Source organism: Geomonas sp. (assembly GCF_056994735.1).
On the sequence record NZ_JBXKJL010000465.1, the window covers coordinates 22,582 to 39,555 of the forward strand.

A 16,974-nucleotide genomic window follows, 5' to 3' on the forward strand; every position below is an offset into this window, starting at 1 on the left:
CAACTCGGTGCTCTCGTTCGACCTCCCTCCCCTTCAACAGGAGGGGAGGGAGAGGTCGGCCGAGGAAGGGCAGCGGTAGCACCCTCGTGGTACATCAAAGATCCGACCGGGGAAAGGAGGGACGGGAATGGAAAAAAAGGTGAAGTTCCCCCTCAGGTTCAAGATATTGGTCGCCCAGCTCCTGGTGGTCTCGGTGGTGCTGAGCCTGATCACCTTCACCATGGCGCGCCTTTTCCATGAAGACAAGACCGCCTATATCCATGACCTCACCTCGACGGTGGTCCTGCACACCGCGGCCGAGGCCAACGCCCTGATGGCCGGGTACCGGGAAAAACTCAGGCTCTTTTCCAAGGTGATGGCGGAGGAGGCAGGTGAAGGGCGGCAACAGGTGCTGAAGGGGCTCTTCGAGGAGTTCGGCGAGTTCGTCATGGTCACCCGCAGCAGCATGGACGGCGAGGAGACGGTCTATGATGCCGCAGGGCTTGAGGAGAGCGGTGTCGGCAAGGATGAGTTGCTCCGCTTCAGGGCGCTTCATCCCCTCCCGGACTCCATCCCCGAGGGGGAGCCGTACGTGGAGAATTCCACCGTTGCGCCCAAACTCCCCACCCTAACCCTCACCATCCACCAGCCTGCCAAAGACGGCGGAGAGGCGGTCACCACCTCCGGCGTGATCCGGCTCGACAAGCTCCTCGGGCTGGCGCACCGTTCCCGGGTCTTCGAGACCTTCCTCCTGGATGCCAACGGCCGGTTCCTGGCCCATACCGACCGCTCCAAGATTTCGACCGCGGCCGACAAGGCCTGGTGGGGGAGGGTGAAGGGCGTACGGGTCCCCGGCATGACCATGGAATACCTGAGCCAGGGGAAAGGGATGGTGGGAGGCTTTTCCAGGATCGCCTGCGGCAGCCTTACCGCCGGGGTCCAGATAGGCAAAAGCGCCGCCTACCTGACTTCCCGCGAGCTCCTGTCGAACCTGGTGGTGCTCTCCCTGACCCTGCTCGGCGGCGCGGCTCTCTTAAGCGTCTTCTGGTCGCGCACCCTCACCCGCCCCATCGAGGACCTCTCCGAGGCGACCCGCATGGTGGGGCAGGGGCAGTTCGAGATCGAGGTCAAGGCTGAGTCGCGGGACGAGATCGGGGCCCTGGCCGGCTCCTTCAACGGTATGGCCATGGAGCTCAAGAACCGCGAGCAGGCGCTCAAGGATCTGTACAGCCAGCTGGTGCAATCCGAGAAGATGGCGGCATTCGGGGCGCTGGGCGCGGGTATCGCCCACGAGGTGAAGAACCCGCTGGCCGGGATACTGGGGATCACCCAGCTCTCGCTGCGGGTGGTTGACGAGACCAACCCCCTGGAGAAGAACCTGAAGATCATCGAGAAGGAGACCAAGCGCTGCAAGACCATCATCGAAAACCTGCTGAAGTTCGCCCGCCAGGAACAGGTGGAGTTCAGCGAGGTGGATATCCAGCAGGTGATGGCAGATGCCCTGGCCATCGTGGATCACCAGCTGGGCATCAACAACGTCAAGGTGGAGAAGGAACTTGAGGATGACATCCCTCCCTGCCTGGGCAACGGCAACCAGCTGCAGCAGGTGCTCATGAACCTGATGATCAACGCCCAGCAGGCGATGGGTGGCTCCCCGGGGACGGTCAGGCTCTCGGCCAGGAGGACGGAGCAGGGGGGCGTGGAGCTGCGGGTCAGCGACACCGGCCCCGGCATCCCCCAGGAGATCCAGCAGAAGATCTTCGATCCTTTCTTCACCACCAAGCCGGCGGGGCAGGGTACGGGGCTGGGCCTTTCCGTAACTTACGGTATTATAAAAGACCATGGAGGCGAGATACGGCTGGAAAGCGGGGAGGGAGAGGGTGCCACCTTCATCATAACCCTACCCGCGGCGGCCGGCGCAGCAGGCTAGAGAAGAGGAGGAACCCATGGATCTTTTAGTTGTCGACGACGAGGAGACCTTGAGAAGCGTGGTGTCCCAGGTCCTGACCGCCGACGGATTTACGGTCGCCGAGGCTGCCAGCGGCGAAGAGGCCCTAGAGGCGTTCAGGAGAGTGTCGCACCCCCTGGTGATCACCGACATAAGAATGGGAGGCATGAGCGGCATCGAGCTCCTTACCGAGATAAAGCGGCACAACGCCGACACCCAGGTGGTCATCATGACCAGCCATGCCTCGCTCGACAGTGCCCTGACGGCCCTGCGCGCCGGGGCGTACGACTATCTCATCAAACCGTTCGAAAGCCTGGACCTGATCTCCGCCGTGGCCAGCCGTGCGGCCGAGAAGGCCAGGCTGGTGGTGCAGAACCGGGAACTCGTGGAGCAGCTCAAGCTGGCGAACGAGGAGCTGCAGGAGGCCAACTCGATCCTCAAGGAGATGGCTCTCAAGGACGGCCTCACCTCACTCTACAATCACCGTTACTTCCAGGAATCGCTGGCCCAGGAGGTCAGCAGGTGTCGGCGTTATGAGAAGCGCTGCTCGATAATTTTCATGGATGTCGACCACTTCAAGAGCTACAACGACACCCACGGACATCCGGAAGGGGACCGGCTGCTGAAGACGCTGGGGGGGCTGCTGATGGGTAGCCTGCGGGGATCGGACCTGGCGGCGCGCTACGGCGGGGAGGAGTTCGTGCTGCTGCTGCCGGAGACCTCCAAGGATGCGGCGTTGAGGATAGCGGAGACCTTGCGGGCGAAAGTGGAGGCCGAGCCTTTCCCGGGGCGGGAGAGGCAGCCCTTGGGCAAGGTCAGCATCAGTGTCGGCGTAGCCAGCTACCCCGATGACGGCGAGGATCCCCCTTCGCTTATGGAGTTTGCCGACCAGTTGCTGTACAAGGCGAAGCACGGCGGGCGGAACCAAGTTCTGGGGGGGTGAGGGACCCTTCACCCTTCACCCTTCACCCTTCACCTTTCACCTTTCACCGCTTGAAAACCCCTTCCCCGGCTCCGCCCCTCTCGCGAACGCAATCCCCTCCTGTTCGGCGCTTTCTTCCTCCTGCAGCGAGCGGATCTCCAGGAGTCCCTCCCCGGTACCCACCAGGAAGGGGTCGCGGCTTACGATCCTGCCCGGTTCCCCATCTCCCTCGGCCGGTGCCGCGCTCCAGATGACGATCTTCTTCCCCCCGAAGTGGGTGTAGGCCCCGGGGTAGGGGTGGGTGACTCCCCGGATCAGGTTGTAGATCTCCACGGCGCTGCGGTTCCAGTCAATGCGGCCGTCGGCTGGCCTTCTCCCGCCGAAGTAGCTGCCTGTGGAGATATCCATGGGGATGCGGGGGGCGTTGCCGGAGAGTAGCAGCGGAAGGGAGCGCCCGAGGATGGTGACCGCCGCCTCGGTGACCTTGTTCAGGACATCGAGGGCGGTATCGTTGAAATCTATGGCGACTTTTTCCTGGTCGACGATGTCGCCTGCATTTGCCTTCTGCACCATGTAATGCAGCGTCGCGCCGGTCTCGCTTTCCCCTCTTATCACCGCCCAGTTGACCGGGAGCCGACCGCGATACTTGGGGAGATAGGAGCCGTGCAGGTTGAGCGCCCCCAGCCTGGGAACCGCGAGTACCTCCTCGCGGATGATGTGCCGGTAGTAGAAGCAAAAGAGAAGGTCCGGAGCCAGCTCCCGCAGCAGGGCCACGTTTTCCCTGAGGTTGATGTCGGAGGTCATGACGGGGATGCCGTGCCTGTCGGCGAGTTCGCGGACCGAGGAGAACCAGATCTCCTCGCTGGGGGCGTCGTCGTGGGTGAAGACCAGGGCGATGTCGGCCTCCTGCCGGATCAACTCCTGCAGGCAGCGGTAGCCGACGTTGTGGTAGGCGCAAACGATAATGCTCTGTTTCCCGCTCAACCCTGACCTCCGGTCACCTCGATTTTCAGCTTAACGAGGTGCGACCCTAACTATGCAATATTACCTGAAAGTGGGCCGGGGTCAAACGGAGGGGCGGGAGAGCCCGCAGGGCCTCTAGGCTGCAGCCACGAGGTCCTTCTCGCGCCGTATGAGGTCGCATTCCCCGGCGCCGGGGAGCTCCGGGATCACCACCCTCTGGTTGGCGTGGGCCACCTGCAGCGGGGTCCCCTCCATGTCGGTCATCGAGGTGAGGGCGAAGGTCGAGAAGGCGGATCCCTGGCCGATCAGCTCCATTGTCTCCCCGATTTCGATGCGGTTTCTCACCCCCAGCACCGTTCCGCCGCAGGGTGATTTTCCTTCCACCATGGCCACGAACTGGTAGTTCCGGACGTAGTCGCAGAGGTACTCGTGGTCCAGGTCGCGCGGTTTGCCCAGGAGGAACCCTGTGGTGTAGCCGCGGTGGCTGACCTTGCTGAGCTCCTCCAGCCACTCCGGTTTCAGGCGGTACCCCCGCGGGTCCCGGCAGTAGCTGTCCAGCGCCTCGCGGTAGATCCGGATCACGCTGGCGGCGTAGTAGATCCCCTTCATCCGCCCCTCTATCTTCAGCGAGTGCACGCCGCTATCGATCAGTTGCGGCAGGTGCTCGATCAGGCAGAGATCCTTGGAGTTGAAGATGAAAGTGCCGCTGTCGTCCTCCTGGATGGGGAAGTACTGACCGGGGCGGCTCTCCTCCACGATGGCGTAGTTCCAGCGGCAGGGCTGGGTGCACTCCCCCTTGTTGGCGTCCCTGCCGGTCATGGCGCTGGAGAGGAGGCAGCGCCCGGAGTAGGATATGCACATGGCCCCGTGCACGAAGACCTCCAGTTCCAGCTCCCCGCACCTAAGCGCCGTTTCCCGGATCTCGTCCAGCGACATCTCGCGGGCCAGGTTGACCCTGCTCACCCCCTGGCCGCACCAGAATTTCGCGCTCCGCCAGTTGGTGGTGTTGGCCTGGGTCGAGAGGTGAATCTCCCGTTGCGGCCCAAGTTCCCGGATAAGGGCGATGACACCGGGATCGGCCGCGATGAAGGCATCGAAGTCGATGTGGGCGATCTCGGCGAGGTAACCCTCCAGGGCGGCGATGTCTTCATTTCCCGGGAAGAGGTTGACGGTCAGGTAGACCTTCACCCCGTGCTCGTGGGCGTAGCGGACCCCTTCCTCCAGCTCGGGAACCGTGAAGTTGCCGGCGAGGTTTCTCAGGCCGAAGGCCTTTCCGCCGAGGTAGACGGCATCGGCGCCGTAGCGGACGGCCACCTTCAGCTTTTCCATATTCCCCGCCGGGGCCAGCAGTTCCGGCTTCTTCAAGGGCCCGCACCCGGCGGTCCTTCCCGGGTCATACCCGCCTTTGACAATCTGTTTTTCCAATCCCGACACTCCAGGCAAGGTTTCCGTCCGGCTCCATTTCCCGTTGGCAGGTGAGGCCGGCGGGACCTTGAGCTTTTTAATTTGATACCCTAGCATATTCCGTCGGGCTAATGAACCCCCAAATGGGCGCTTTCTCCTTGACATTGATGGCCAAAAAGCTTTAATTATGTTAAATTTTTTCGGGGCATAGAAAGGAAAGGGACAGTTTCCCGGCCCTGCGAGCCCGCATCAGGCGGCGGTTTACGGGCGGGAAGCCTCACTTGCCGCCCTGCAGATAGCTAATGAGAACCGAGGGCCCCGTGGTACGACCCGGGGGCCGGAAGGATGGAGTCGAAGGTCGGTGAAGCATGGCAAGGTAACAGTCTTTTGACGTACCCGCCCTGGGAAGAGCCGGGCGAGGGAGAGGCCGGGGCGCCGCTAGCCCCTGAAGGAGCGTATGAAAAATCGTTTTTATCTGGCAGCCCTCTTTTTTTGTCTGGCAACCCCGGTTTTTCCGGCGGCTGCGCAATCCGAACAGCCCACCATCTATACCATAGTCCCGGGCGACACCCTTTGGGGGCTCTCGAAGCGCTTCCTTAACGACCCGCACTACTGGCCGAACCTGTGGGCTGCCAACAGCACCATCAGCAATCCCCACTTCATCTATCCGGGGCAGCGGGTCAAGGTCTACAGCAACAGGCTGGAGCTTGAAGAGGCGCCCCAGGCGCCGGCCGGGAAGCCGGAAGCCGCCACGCCCGCCGCGGTGCAGGCCCCGGAGGAGCCCAATACCTTCAGCGTCAGCGGGAGCGAAGGGTTCATCATGGAGAGGCAGATGGACCCGGCGGGCCGGATAGTCTCGGCGCCGCACGGCCGGAGCATCATGGGCGAGGATGATCTCGTCTACACCGACATCGGGCGCGACCACGGCTCCAACGTCGGGGACCGCTTCTCCATCTATAAGAAGGAGGGCGCCATCAGCCACCCGGTCACCAACGTGATCCTCGGCGAGAGGGTCATCCCCCTAGGCGACCTGCAGCTCTCGGAAGTCGAGGACAAGGTCTCCAAGGCCATCATCACCAAGTCCTTTCTCGAGGTGACGCCGGGGGCATTCCTCCTTCCCTACCGCGACCGGAAGGTCACCGTGCCCCTCAAGGCGGCGGACCGGGATCTCAACGGCTACATCGTCGACAGCCAGACAGGCAACACGGCCCTGGCCGTCCGCGACCTGGTCTTCATCGACCTCGGCACCGCGCAGGGGCTCCAGCAGGGGAACCTGCTCTACATCGTCCGCGACGTGACACCCGACCAGCGCTTCGCGGGAACGAAGATCGAGAAGCTGCCGGTGGAGGTGGTCGGCGCTCTGGTCGTGCTGCGAACCGGCCCGAATACGTCCTCGGCGGTGATCGTCAAGAGCGTCGATACCGTCTACCGCGGCGACCGGGTCGAATTGAAGAAGAGCAGGTAGTCCGATCGGGGGTAACCCCATGGAATACTACTACTGGTTCGGTCTCAAGTCCGTCCCGCTGGTCGGCAACGTCACCTTCTTGCGCCTGCTCTCCCATTTCGGGACTCCGGAGAAGGCGCTTTCAGCCACGGAGCAGGAACTCTCCCGGGTCAAGGGGGTGAGCCGCGCTGCCGTGGCGTCTATTTTGAACCACGATTTTCACAGCTTCGCCAGGGCCGAGTGCGAAAGGGTGGCGGGCTCCGGTGCCGCCATTATCGACATCCTCTCGGAGCGCTACCCGCGCCTGTTGATGGAGATCCCGGACCCCCCGCCCTTTCTCTACGTCTTCGGGGATCTTCACGGAAGCGAGACCGCGGTCGCCATAGTAGGCTCCAGGCGGGCCTCCCAGTACGGCCTCGCCACCGCCACCAGGCTCTCCCGCGAACTGGCCGGGCAGGGGATCACCGTCGTCTCCGGCATGGCGCGCGGCATCGACACCGCCGCGCACTGGGGCGCCCTCAAGGGTGGCGGAAGGAGCATCGCCGTCCTTGGTTGCGGGATCGACCTGGTTTATCCCCCGGAAAACGCGGCCCTGCATGAGGCCCTGCGGCAGGGCGGCGCCGTCATCACCGAGTTCCCGATGGGGACCGCGCCACTTTCGGAGAACTTCCCGAGGCGAAACCGGATCATCAGCGCCCTTTCCCGCGGGGTGGTCGTGGTCGAGGCAGGAGAGGCCAGCGGGTCGCTGATCACGGCACGCTATGCGCTGGACCAGGGGCGCGAGGTCTTCGCGGTCCCCGGCAACGTCAACTGCAGCGGCAGCCGGGGCTGCAACGCCCTTATCAAGGAAGGGGCCAAGCTGGTGGAGCGGGTGGAGGATATCCTGGAGGAGCTGTCGATCGAACCGCGTCAGCCGTGCCCGGTTCCCAAGCCGCCGTCCTTTTCCCTCACCCCCCAGGAGGCAGAACTCTACGCTCTTCTCTGCCGGGGGGCGCTGCATATCGACGACATCATCGTGCAGAGCGCGTTGACAGCAGGAGAGGTTTCCGCTACCTTACTGCGCCTGGAGCTCAAGGGCGCCGTGATGCAGCTCCCCGGCAAGCATTTCACCGTCAGCTAAAACTGTTTTGCCTTTGGCCGACTTCGAGTACACTAACAAAAAGCGGAAATCCGACACCCAGGTGGACCCATGCCTCACAACCTAGTCATAGTAGAGTCTCCCGCCAAGGCGAAGACCATAGAGAAGTTCCTCGGACCCGACTTCAAGGTGCTGGCGTCCTTCGGGCACGTCCGCGCCCTGCCCAGCAAGCAGGGTTCCGTCGATGTGGACCACGATTTCGAGCCGAAGTACGCGGTGCTCCCGGAGAGCAAGAAGCACATCGATGCCATCAAGAAGGAGATGAAGGGGATCACCTCCTTGATGCTCGCCACCGACCCCGACCGCGAAGGGGAGGCCATCTCGTGGCATCTGCTGGCGGCGCTGGGGCTGGACGGGAAGAAGAAGATCCCCTTCGACATCAAGAGGGTGGTCTTCCACGAGATCACCAAGGACGCCATCATCAACGCGGTGGAGAACCCGCGCGGCATAGCCCTGGACCTGGTTGATGCCCAGCAGGCGCGCTCGGTCCTGGACTACCTGGTCGGCTTCACGCTGTCCCCCTTCCTGTGGAAGAAGATCCGCTACGGCCTTTCGGCCGGCCGCGTGCAGTCGGTGGCTTTAAGGCTGATCTGCGAGCGGGAGAAGGAGATCCAGGCCTTCAAGGAGCAGGAGTACTGGTCCATCGGCGCCAAGCTGGAAAACCAGAAGCGCCAGTCGCTCACGGCCAACCTGGTGGAGGCCGACGGCAAGAAGCTCGGCAAGTTCGACATTCCCGACCAGGACGCCGCCTTCCGCATCTTCAGCCGGCTTGGGGGGAGGGAATTCCCCACCTTGACGAACGAGGGCGCGCCCGGCGAGCCGCTGGTCGTCAAGGACCCGGCCAATCCCGTCTACCGGGTCGAGAAGGTAACGAAGAGCGAGCGCAGGCGCCAGCCGTCGCCGCCGTTCACGACCTCGACCCTGCAGCAGGAGGCCGCCAGGAAGCTCGGCTTCTCCGCCAGGAAAACGATGGCCACCGCGCAGAAGCTCTACGAGGGGATCGACATCGGGGACGGGCTCGTCGGTCTCATCACCTACATGCGTACCGACTCGGTCGCACTCTCGACGGTGGCTCTCGACGAGGCCAAATCGGTCATCACCTCGCTCTACGGCAAAGAGTACGCCCTGGAGAAGCCGCGCTTCTTCAAGAACAAGTCCAAGAACGCCCAGGAGGCGCACGAGGCGGTGCGCCCGACCTACATCGCGAAGACCCCGGTCGAGCTGAAGAAGTACCTCTCCTCCGACCAGTTCAAGCTCTACGACCTGATCTGGAAGAGGACGGTGGCCTGCCAGATGGCCGAGGCGCTCCTCGACCAGACCTCGGTCGACATCTCCGCCGGAGAGGGCTTCCGCTTCAGGGTGGCGGGGACGGTGATCCGCTTCCCCGGCTTCATGAAGCTCTACATCGAAGGGGTGGACGACGAGGTCGAGGAGAAGGAGGGGCTCCTCCCGCCCCTTGCCGAGGGCGATCTGCTCAACCTGCAGCAGCTCCTCCCCGAGCGGCACTTTACCCAGCCGCCGCCGCGCTACACCGAGGCGACCCTGGTGAAGACCCTGGAGGAGTACGGCATCGGCCGTCCTTCGACCTACGCCTCCATTATGCACACCCTGATCGAGCGCAAGTACGCCCGCCTGGACAAGAAGCGCTTCTTCCCCGAAGACGTCGGCATGGTGGTCTCCGACCTCCTTACCAACCACTTCACCCAGTATGTCGACTACAACTTCACGGCCAACCTCGAGGAAGAGCTGGACATGGTCTCCCGCGGGGAGAAGCAGTGGCGCCCGCTGCTCCACGAGTTCTGGGGGCCGTTCATCAACCTGTTGAGGCTCAAGGAAGGCGAGGTCAGCAAGTCCGACCTGACCACCGAGGCCACCGACGAGATCTGCCCTGAGTGCGGGAAACCGCTGGTGGTGAAGCTCGGGAAATTCGGCAAGTTCTACGCCTGCACCGGTTACCCCGAATGCCGTTATATCAGGCCCCTCGACAAGGAGACGGGCGAGGCCGTGGAACCGGTGATCTCCGAGGAGATCTGCGACAAGTGCGGGAGCCACATGCTGATCAAGGAGGGACGTTTCGGCAAGTATCTCGCCTGCTCGGCCTATCCCAACTGCAAGAATATCCAGCCGCTGGTGAAGCCCAAGGGAACGGGGATCACCTGCGTCGAGTGCGGCAAGGGGGAGCTGATCGAGAAGAAGTCGCGCTTTGGCAAGCTCTTCTACTCCTGCAACCGCTACCCCGAGTGCAAGTTCGCCCTGTGGGACCTGCCGGTGCAGCAGCCCTGCCCGAAGTGCGGCTTCCCGCTGCTGGTGAAGAAGGTCTACAAACGGGCCGGCGAGTTCCTGAAGTGCCCGAAGGAAGGGTGCGACTACAAGAGTAACAGCGAAGAGTAAGCTCTCGCAAGCAGCATGCGGTGATGTCGCGCGGGGTCTCTTTCCAGGCCCCGCTTTCATTTTCCGGATGGTATGCTTTGATGGTGACGCCGGGTTTCACGGGCCATTTAGGATGGATGGAGATCGGGGATGCCAAAGCCGTTTCACAAAGAGCTATCGTCCTTCGAGAATCAGCTGACCGCGGATGCCATTCCCAACAGGCTGCACCATTACACCAGCCTCAAATCTCTGATCGGTATCGTGGACCGGAAGGAAATCTGGTTCACCAACATCGAGTACCTGAACGACATCACCGAGTTCAAGGAAGGAAAAGAGCTCTTTCTCAAGATCCTTGGCGGCGCCCAGAACAGTTTCAGGCATCCCGATACCTTCGCCGGCATCAAGGAGTATGTCCACGACTCCATCACTCCTTACGACCTCTTCTCCTTTTCGGTGAGCGAGAAGAGCGATTCGCTGGAGCAGTGGCGGGCCTATGCCAATGCCGAAAGCGGTGTCATGATCACCTTCCAGGGGATCTTCCGGCAGCTCGGGGAGGTGGGGATCACCTGCATGAAGGTGGTCTACGACGAGAAGGGCTACACGGAATATGTCCACGCCCTGGTGGACAAGATGAAGAAATGGGACATCAACGACCCAGAACTGAACCACTCCCATTTCTGGGTCAAGCTGCACACGGTGCTGGCAAAGCTCTTCCTCAAAAAGAAGAATGCAGCCTTTCAGCATGAAGACGAATGGAAGCTTTTCTATTCCCACCGCGAGCAGGACGAGACGAGCAAGAACGGGGACGAGGTGATAAAGGAAAATATCAGGTTCAGGGCGGCAGAGAACTACATCATTCCCTACCTGATTCTGGACCTGAAAAAGATAAAGACCTTCGACGACCGCACCTTCGTGCACGAAGTGCTGGTGAGCCCGACAATCAAGCAGAAGGAAAAGGGACCAAGCAGGTCCATTGAGGGAATAAAGCGGTTACTGGCCAAGAACGACATCGACAGGTTCTCGAAGATCGTGAAGTTCTCCCTGTTGCCGTACCGGTGACAAACTGATCACCCTCTCCCTCCGGGAGAGGGCGGCCGAAGGCCGGGTGAGGGAAGCCGGCATCACCGACCACTTTGCCCGTGGCAGCGCCCTCACCCTGACCCTCTCCCGAGGGAGAGGGGACCCAGCGACAACCATCAACAGAACAATCGAGATCGCAATCAAAGGTTGGAGAGAAGATAAATGCAGAAGGTAACGGTAATTGGTGGAGGTCTGGCAGGGTGCGAGGCGGCGTGGCAGTTGGCAAGCCGCGGGGTGCCGGTGAGACTCTACGAGATGAAACCTGCGGTATTCTCAGAGGCGCACCATCTTCCGGGCCTGAGCGAACTCGTTTGCTCCAACTCCCTGCGCGGTGATTCCCTCGAAAACGCGGTAGGGCTTTTGAAGGAGGAGCTGCGCAGGCTGAAATCCCTCTTCATGGAGGGGGCCGAGGCGACCAAGGTTCCGGCCGGTGGCGCCCTTGCCGTGGACCGCGAACTCTTCTCCCGGTACATCACCTCGAAAATAGAGACCCACCCCCTGATCGAGGTGGTCCGGGAGGAGGTGAAGGAAATCCCGGCGGAGGGGATCGTCGTGGTGGCTTCCGGCCCCCTGACCAGCGGTCCCCTGGCTGAACGGATCGGCGAACTGGTCGGCGAATACCTCTACTTCTACGACGCCATAGCCCCCATCGTATCGGCGGACTCCATCGACCTCTCCAAGGCCTTTCGGGCCTCCCGTTACGGCAAGGGGGACGGAGATGATTACCTCAACTGCCCCATGGACGAGGAACAGTACCGCGCTTTCGTGAACGAGCTCCTCAACGCCGAGAAGGTCGAGCCCAAGAGCTTCGAGAAGGTTGTGCACTTCGAGGGGTGCATGCCGATCGAGGAGATGGCCAGCCGCGGCCCCGAGACCTTGCGCTTCGGGCCGATGAAGCCTGTCGGGCTGGTCGACCCGAGGGTTGGGGTGGAGCCGTATGCGGTGATCCAGCTGCGTCAGGAGAACCGGGAAGCCACCATGTACAACCTGGTGGGCTTTCAGACCAAGCTGACCTGGCCTGAGCAGAAGAGGATATTCCGGATGATTCCGGGGCTCGAAGAGGCACAGTTCCTGCGGCTCGGTTCGATGCACAGGAACACCTTCATCAACGCGCCCCGGCTGATGCTGGCCACCTGCCAGCTGAAGAGCGACCAGAGGATCTTCTTTGCCGGGCAGATCACGGGTGTTGAGGGCTACGTCGAATCCGCCTCCAGCGGTTTCGTGGCCGGCGTCAACGCCGCGCGTCTGGCAAAAGGTGAGGCGCTGCTGGTTCCGCCTCCCGAGACCGCGATAGGAGCGCTGGCGTCTCACATCACCAACGCCGAGGCGTCGCACTTCCAGCCCATGAACGTGAACTACGGGCTCTTCCCGGCTCTGCCGGGGCGGGTCAAGAAGAAGGAGAAGCGGGGAATCCTGGCCCGGCGCGGGCTCGAAGCGCTGGAGAAGTGGATCCCGGAAGTGCAGTAGCAGCCGTTTTCCAGTTACCTGATTTTGACTTCGGTCCACAGTTCCCTCTCCTGCCTCGGTCCGGTACCGGGAGGAGCTCTGGCCGCAATAGGGCGTAAGCATCAGCTTCACTGAACTCCATTTAACAGGCAAGGAGGCGGGCATGCGCGGTGGTTGCAAGAAGGAGAATCAGGAGATTTCCGTTCTGGGGCGGCTCGTTTCCCTGGAGGCACTGGTCTTTTTAATGGGCATTGTTTCCCTTATCTACGGCCTTGTCACCGGGATTGGATTGAACGTCATCATAGGGGCAGTCATCCTTGCCGCAGCCGGTATCGTGGCTTGGAGATGCCGCCGACTGCAGTTGAAGTAGCCTCGAAAGGAGAGACCAATGAAAAGCGTGATCGTACTCGCCTCAGCTTCACCCAGACGGAGCGAGCTCCTCGAATCCGCAGGCATAAGTTTCCGCGTGGCATCCGCCGACATCGATGAGGAGGCGCTGCCGGAAGAGGATCCGGTGGACTATGTCTTGCGGCTGGCGGAGGAGAAAGCCAAAGCTTCCGCGGCTGGAGGCACCGAGGGGAGATTTTTCCTCGGCGCCGATACCATAGTCCTTTGCGAAGGGGAGATTATGGGCAAACCGAAGGACGCCGCCGACGCCGAGCGGATGCTGAAGAAGCTCTCGGGCGTGCCGCACGAGGTGGTGACAGGCTTCGCCATCTTCGACAAGGAACGCCACGGTGCCGTGCGGGAAGCGGTCAGGACCAAGGTCTTTTTCAAGCAGCTGCGCGACGACGAGATCTCGAGTTATATCGCCACCGGGTGCCCCTTCGACAAGGCGGGAGCATACGCCATCCAGGGGGGCGCCGCGCACATGGTGAAGACGATTGAGGGATCCTACACCAACGTGGTCGGTCTCCCCCTTTGCGAGGTGGTGGACGCGCTGAGGGTCTTGGGGGCGATCTGATATGGAAGGAGTCATGCCGTGTCGATAGCTGAGAATCTGGAGGGGATAAGGGAGCGGATCGAGCGGACAGCCCTGAAGGCGGGACGGGACCCGAACGCCGTGCGGCTGGTCGCTGTGTCCAAGACCAAGCCCGCCTCTGCGATTGCGGAAGCGTTTAGCTGCGGCCAGGTGATCTTCGGCGAGAATTACGTGCAGGAACTGGTTGGCAAGGTGGCTGAGCTCCCGAAGGACGTTTGCTGGCATTTCATCGGCCACCTTCAGAGCAACAAGGTTCGCCAGATCGCCGGGCTGGTCGAGATGATCCACTCGGTGGACAGGCTTTCGCTGGCTCATGAGATCAACCGTCAGTGGAGCATGCTGGGAAAGAGCTGCGATATCCTTATCCAGGTCAACATCTCGCGCGAGGCGACCAAGAGCGGCACCACCTCCGAGGAACTTCTCGAGCTGGTCAGGGCAGTCTCGGCCCTCCCGCACCTGAGGATCAAGGGGCTGATGACCATGCCCCCGTTCTTCGACGATCCCGAGGCGGCACGGCCGTACTTCAAGGCGCTCAGGGAACTGGCTGCCGAGGTCGAGGCGGCGCGGATACCCGGGGTGGAGATGCGGGAACTGTCGATGGGGATGTCCGGCGATTTCGAGGCCGCCATCGCCGAAGGGGCGACACTCGTCCGGGTAGGGTCGGCGCTCTTCGGCGAAAGAGAGTATCGGTAAAGACAAAGCCGTCACCACAGGGGACACAGAGGGACAGAAGAAAGCGAGGAACACAGAGGAAAACCGGAAATCGGGGCCCCAACGAACAACACCAATCAACGCCCCCTTCCGTCAACCCCCTCCCTCCTTGTATAGACTGGGGACTAGGTAACAACTGTTCGGGGACATCGGCGCCACCCGCGCCTCACCGGGCTGTAGGGACTTCGATTCCGTTCACCCTGAGCCTGTCGAAGGGTGCAAAGCAGCAGGTTTGAATTATGGAGCAGCGGGAGAAGAAGATATCGAAGCTCAGACGCCCCTTCGTCGCCGCGGGCGCCATCGTCGGCGCCATCCTCTCCGTCTGGTACCTGTACGATAATTTCGGCATGGTCGCACCGATCCCTGATCCGGTGTGGCTGAAGTTCGTCAAGGTCTCCCTCCTCATGTTCTGTTCCATCTACCTGGCCAACCTCTTGCGGAACCTTGTGGAGTACGTCATCAAGAAGAGATAGCGATCTCTCCCTCAACGTTCGGGCAGGGATGCCGCTCCTGCCCCCTCCATTACCTGTCTTGCTGATTCTCACCGTTGACTCCTTCACCCGAACCCCCGCTCCGCAGCCGCCCAGCTTATGCCAAACAACATTAGAAAGCAACATTAGAAAACAACGTTATTTTTTTGCTTCAAATGAATGATTACGTGACTTTACGCCGAAATTCGGCGCGCCGAAATTGGCAGTATTTTAATCTTTGCCAAGACGACTGACACGCTCGGTTCCCGAACTCATTGTGAGTACAGCGGCCCGGCGACCTCTAGGTGCTTTAGGACGCCCTTGATTTCTTGCGCTTCTCCCCCCGACGTCCTTACTGCCCATGACGTGATCCACATGGGGTTGGCCAACCATCCGGCACCGTCGAAGCTTTGCAAAAATTAAGTTGTCTTTGAAAGGACCTTCATGCTAACGCTGATTGGTTACTTTCATTCACGGAGACCCGCATGATCCATCTTTCCAATATCACCAAGCAGCACGGCTCCCAGGTGCTTTTCCGCGACGCGAGCTTCCAGATCCTCCCGGGGTCGAGATCCGGCCTGGTCGGCCCCAACGGCGCGGGCAAGACCACCATCTTCAGGATCATCACCGGCGAAGAGGAGGTCGATGCGGGTGAGATCACCGTCGGCAAGAAGACGACCATCGGATACTTCTCCCAGGACATCGGGGACATGTCCGGGCGTTCAGCCCTGGAAGAGGTCATGGCCGTATCGGCTGAGACCGTCCGCCTCGCCGGCGAACTGAAGCAGATGGAGGAGCAGATGGGGCTCCCGATGTCGGATGACGATATGGAGGCTCTTCTTGCCAGGTACGGCGTGGCCATGGAGGACTTCGAGCATCGCGGCGGCTACGACCTCGACTCCCGTGCCCAGGAGGTCTTGACCGGCCTCGGCATCGGCCCCGACCGTTTCCACAATCCCGTTGAGTCCTTCAGCGGCGGGTGGCGCATGCGTGTGGCACTGGCCGGCATCCTCACCCTCCAGCCGGACATCCTCCTCCTGGACGAGCCGACCAACCACCTGGACGTCGAGTCCATCGTCTGGCTGGAAGAGTGGATCGCCACCGAGTACAAGGGCGCTCTCCTCATGACCAGCCACGACCGTGACTTCATGAACCGCGTCGTGAACCGCGTCGTGGAAGTCGCCAACAAGACCGTCACCACCTATGGCGGGAATTACGATTTCTACGAGAAGGAGCGCGAGATCCGCCGCGATCAGCTGCTGGCGAGCTTCAAGCGGCAGCAGGAGATGCTCGCCAAGGAGGAGGAATTCATCGCCCGCTTCGCGGCCCGGGCTTCCCACGCGGCACAGGTCCAGTCACGGGTGAAGAAGATCGAGAAGATCGAGCGTATCGAGATCCCGCCCGAGGACAAGGTGGTGAAATTCATCTTCAACGATCCTCCCCGCAGCGGCGACGATGTCGTGGTCATGGATGGCCTCGCCAAAAGCTGGCCCAATCCCGATGGGAGCGTCCACCGCGTCTTCTCCGGCGTTTCCGGGATCGTCAAGAGGCAAAGCAAGATCGCCATTGTCGGTGTCAACGGGGCCGGCAAATCGACATTCCTCAAGGTTATCGCGGGGGAGACCGAGGCCACGGCAGGCACGGTCGTTCTCGGCGCCAACGTGGAGCTGGGCTACTTCAGCCAGCACGCGATGGAGATTCTCGACCCCAAGAAGACCATCTTCGAAACCGTGCAGGACGTGATCCCGCTGGCCACCATCGGCGTCATCAGGAACCTCCTCGGCTCCTTCCTCTTCCAGGGCGACGACGTGGAAAAGAGGATCGAGAATCTTTCGGGCGGCGAGAAGAGCCGCGTGGTGCTGGCTACGCTGCTGGCCCGGCCGGTGAACTTCCTGGTGCTGGACGAGCCGACCAACCACCTCGACATCAAGTCGCGCGAGATCCTGCTGAACGCGCTGGAGAACTTCCAGGGGACCGTGATGCTGGTAAGCCATGACCGTCACTTCCTGCGCCAGCTGGTCGACCGGGTGATCGAGGTCGACCACGGGGAGATGCGTCTTTACGAGGGGAACTACGACTACTACCTTTCGAAGACCCAGCACGGAATCCATTAGACG

Annotated in this window: 14 protein-coding genes; 12 read left to right on the forward strand and 2 right to left on the reverse strand. The window is 61.7% G+C overall.

Features of this window, described 5'->3' with window-relative positions; translation table 11 throughout:
• Positions 1–127: 127 nt before the first annotated feature.
• Positions 128–1,909: a sensor histidine kinase gene (locus AC11W3_RS20025; protein WP_484091970.1), complete on the forward strand. Its 1,782-nt coding sequence runs from the start codon at positions 128–130 to the stop codon at positions 1,907–1,909.
• Positions 1,910–1,925: 16 nt separating this feature from the next.
• Complete coding sequence (locus tag AC11W3_RS20030) at positions 1,926–2,870, forward strand: GGDEF domain-containing response regulator (RefSeq protein ID WP_484091971.1); 945 nt, start codon at positions 1,926–1,928, stop codon at positions 2,868–2,870.
• Between the two features lie 36 nt (positions 2,871–2,906).
• Here the strand turns inward: AC11W3_RS20030 and AC11W3_RS20035 are convergent, their stop codons facing one another.
• Positions 2,907–3,833 carry a formyltransferase gene (locus AC11W3_RS20035; protein ID WP_484091972.1) on the reverse strand — a complete coding sequence of 309 codons (927 nt, stop codon included), beginning with the start codon at positions 3,831–3,833 and terminating at the stop codon, positions 2,907–2,909.
• A gap of 114 nt (positions 3,834–3,947) precedes the next feature.
• Complete coding sequence (locus tag AC11W3_RS20040; protein WP_484092055.1) at positions 3,948–5,177, reverse strand: peptidase U32 family protein; 1,230 nt, start codon at positions 5,175–5,177, stop codon at positions 3,948–3,950.
• Positions 5,178–5,673: 496 nt separating this feature from the next.
• Here AC11W3_RS20040 and AC11W3_RS20045 point away from each other — a divergent pair, with 496 nt between their 5' ends.
• The 10 genes from AC11W3_RS20045 to AC11W3_RS20090 all read left to right on the forward strand — a co-directional run bounded on the left by AC11W3_RS20045 (position 5,674) and on the right by AC11W3_RS20090 (position 16,971).
• Positions 5,674–6,681, forward strand: coding sequence for a LysM peptidoglycan-binding domain-containing protein (locus tag AC11W3_RS20045; protein ID WP_484091973.1), 1,008 nt, complete (start codon positions 5,674–5,676; stop codon positions 6,679–6,681).
• A 19-nt stretch (positions 6,682–6,700) separates the two neighbouring features.
• Positions 6,701–7,780 (forward strand): DNA-processing protein DprA, encoded by a 1,080-nt coding sequence (gene dprA / locus AC11W3_RS20050; RefSeq protein ID WP_484091974.1) that lies wholly within the window; start codon positions 6,701–6,703, stop codon positions 7,778–7,780.
• A gap of 69 nt (positions 7,781–7,849) precedes the next feature.
• Positions 7,850–10,189 (forward strand): type I DNA topoisomerase, encoded by a 2,340-nt coding sequence (gene topA / locus AC11W3_RS20055; RefSeq protein ID WP_484093625.1) that lies wholly within the window; start codon positions 7,850–7,852, stop codon positions 10,187–10,189.
• Positions 10,190–10,318: 129 nt separating this feature from the next.
• The gene (locus tag AC11W3_RS20060) at positions 10,319–11,227 is read left to right on the forward strand and encodes a DUF2971 domain-containing protein (RefSeq protein ID WP_484091976.1); all 909 of its coding nucleotides are present in this window, start codon (positions 10,319–10,321) and stop codon (positions 11,225–11,227) included.
• Positions 11,228–11,410: 183 nt separating this feature from the next.
• Positions 11,411–12,715 carry a methylenetetrahydrofolate--tRNA-(uracil(54)-C(5))-methyltransferase (FADH(2)-oxidizing) TrmFO gene (trmFO, locus tag AC11W3_RS20065; RefSeq protein WP_484091977.1) on the forward strand — a complete coding sequence of 435 codons (1,305 nt, stop codon included), beginning with the start codon at positions 11,411–11,413 and terminating at the stop codon, positions 12,713–12,715.
• A 142-nt stretch (positions 12,716–12,857) separates the two neighbouring features.
• Entirely contained in the window at positions 12,858–13,064 is a 207-nt protein-coding gene (locus AC11W3_RS20070; RefSeq protein ID WP_484091978.1) for a hypothetical protein, read from the forward strand.
• Positions 13,065–13,082: 18 nt separating this feature from the next.
• Positions 13,083–13,658, forward strand: a complete 576-nt coding sequence (locus AC11W3_RS20075) for a Maf family nucleotide pyrophosphatase (RefSeq protein ID WP_484093626.1) — start codon at positions 13,083–13,085, stop codon at positions 13,656–13,658.
• 18 nt (positions 13,659–13,676) lie between these two features.
• On the forward strand, positions 13,677–14,369 hold the full coding sequence (locus AC11W3_RS20080) for a YggS family pyridoxal phosphate-dependent enzyme (RefSeq protein ID WP_484091980.1): 693 nt from the start codon (positions 13,677–13,679) through the stop codon (positions 14,367–14,369).
• A 257-nt stretch (positions 14,370–14,626) separates the two neighbouring features.
• On the forward strand, positions 14,627–14,860 hold the full coding sequence (locus AC11W3_RS20085; RefSeq protein WP_484091981.1) for a hypothetical protein: 234 nt from the start codon (positions 14,627–14,629) through the stop codon (positions 14,858–14,860).
• 482 nt (positions 14,861–15,342) lie between these two features.
• Positions 15,343–16,971 carry an ABC-F family ATP-binding cassette domain-containing protein gene (locus AC11W3_RS20090; protein ID WP_484091982.1) on the forward strand — a complete coding sequence of 543 codons (1,629 nt, stop codon included), beginning with the start codon at positions 15,343–15,345 and terminating at the stop codon, positions 16,969–16,971.
• Positions 16,972–16,974: the final 3 nt, after the last annotated feature.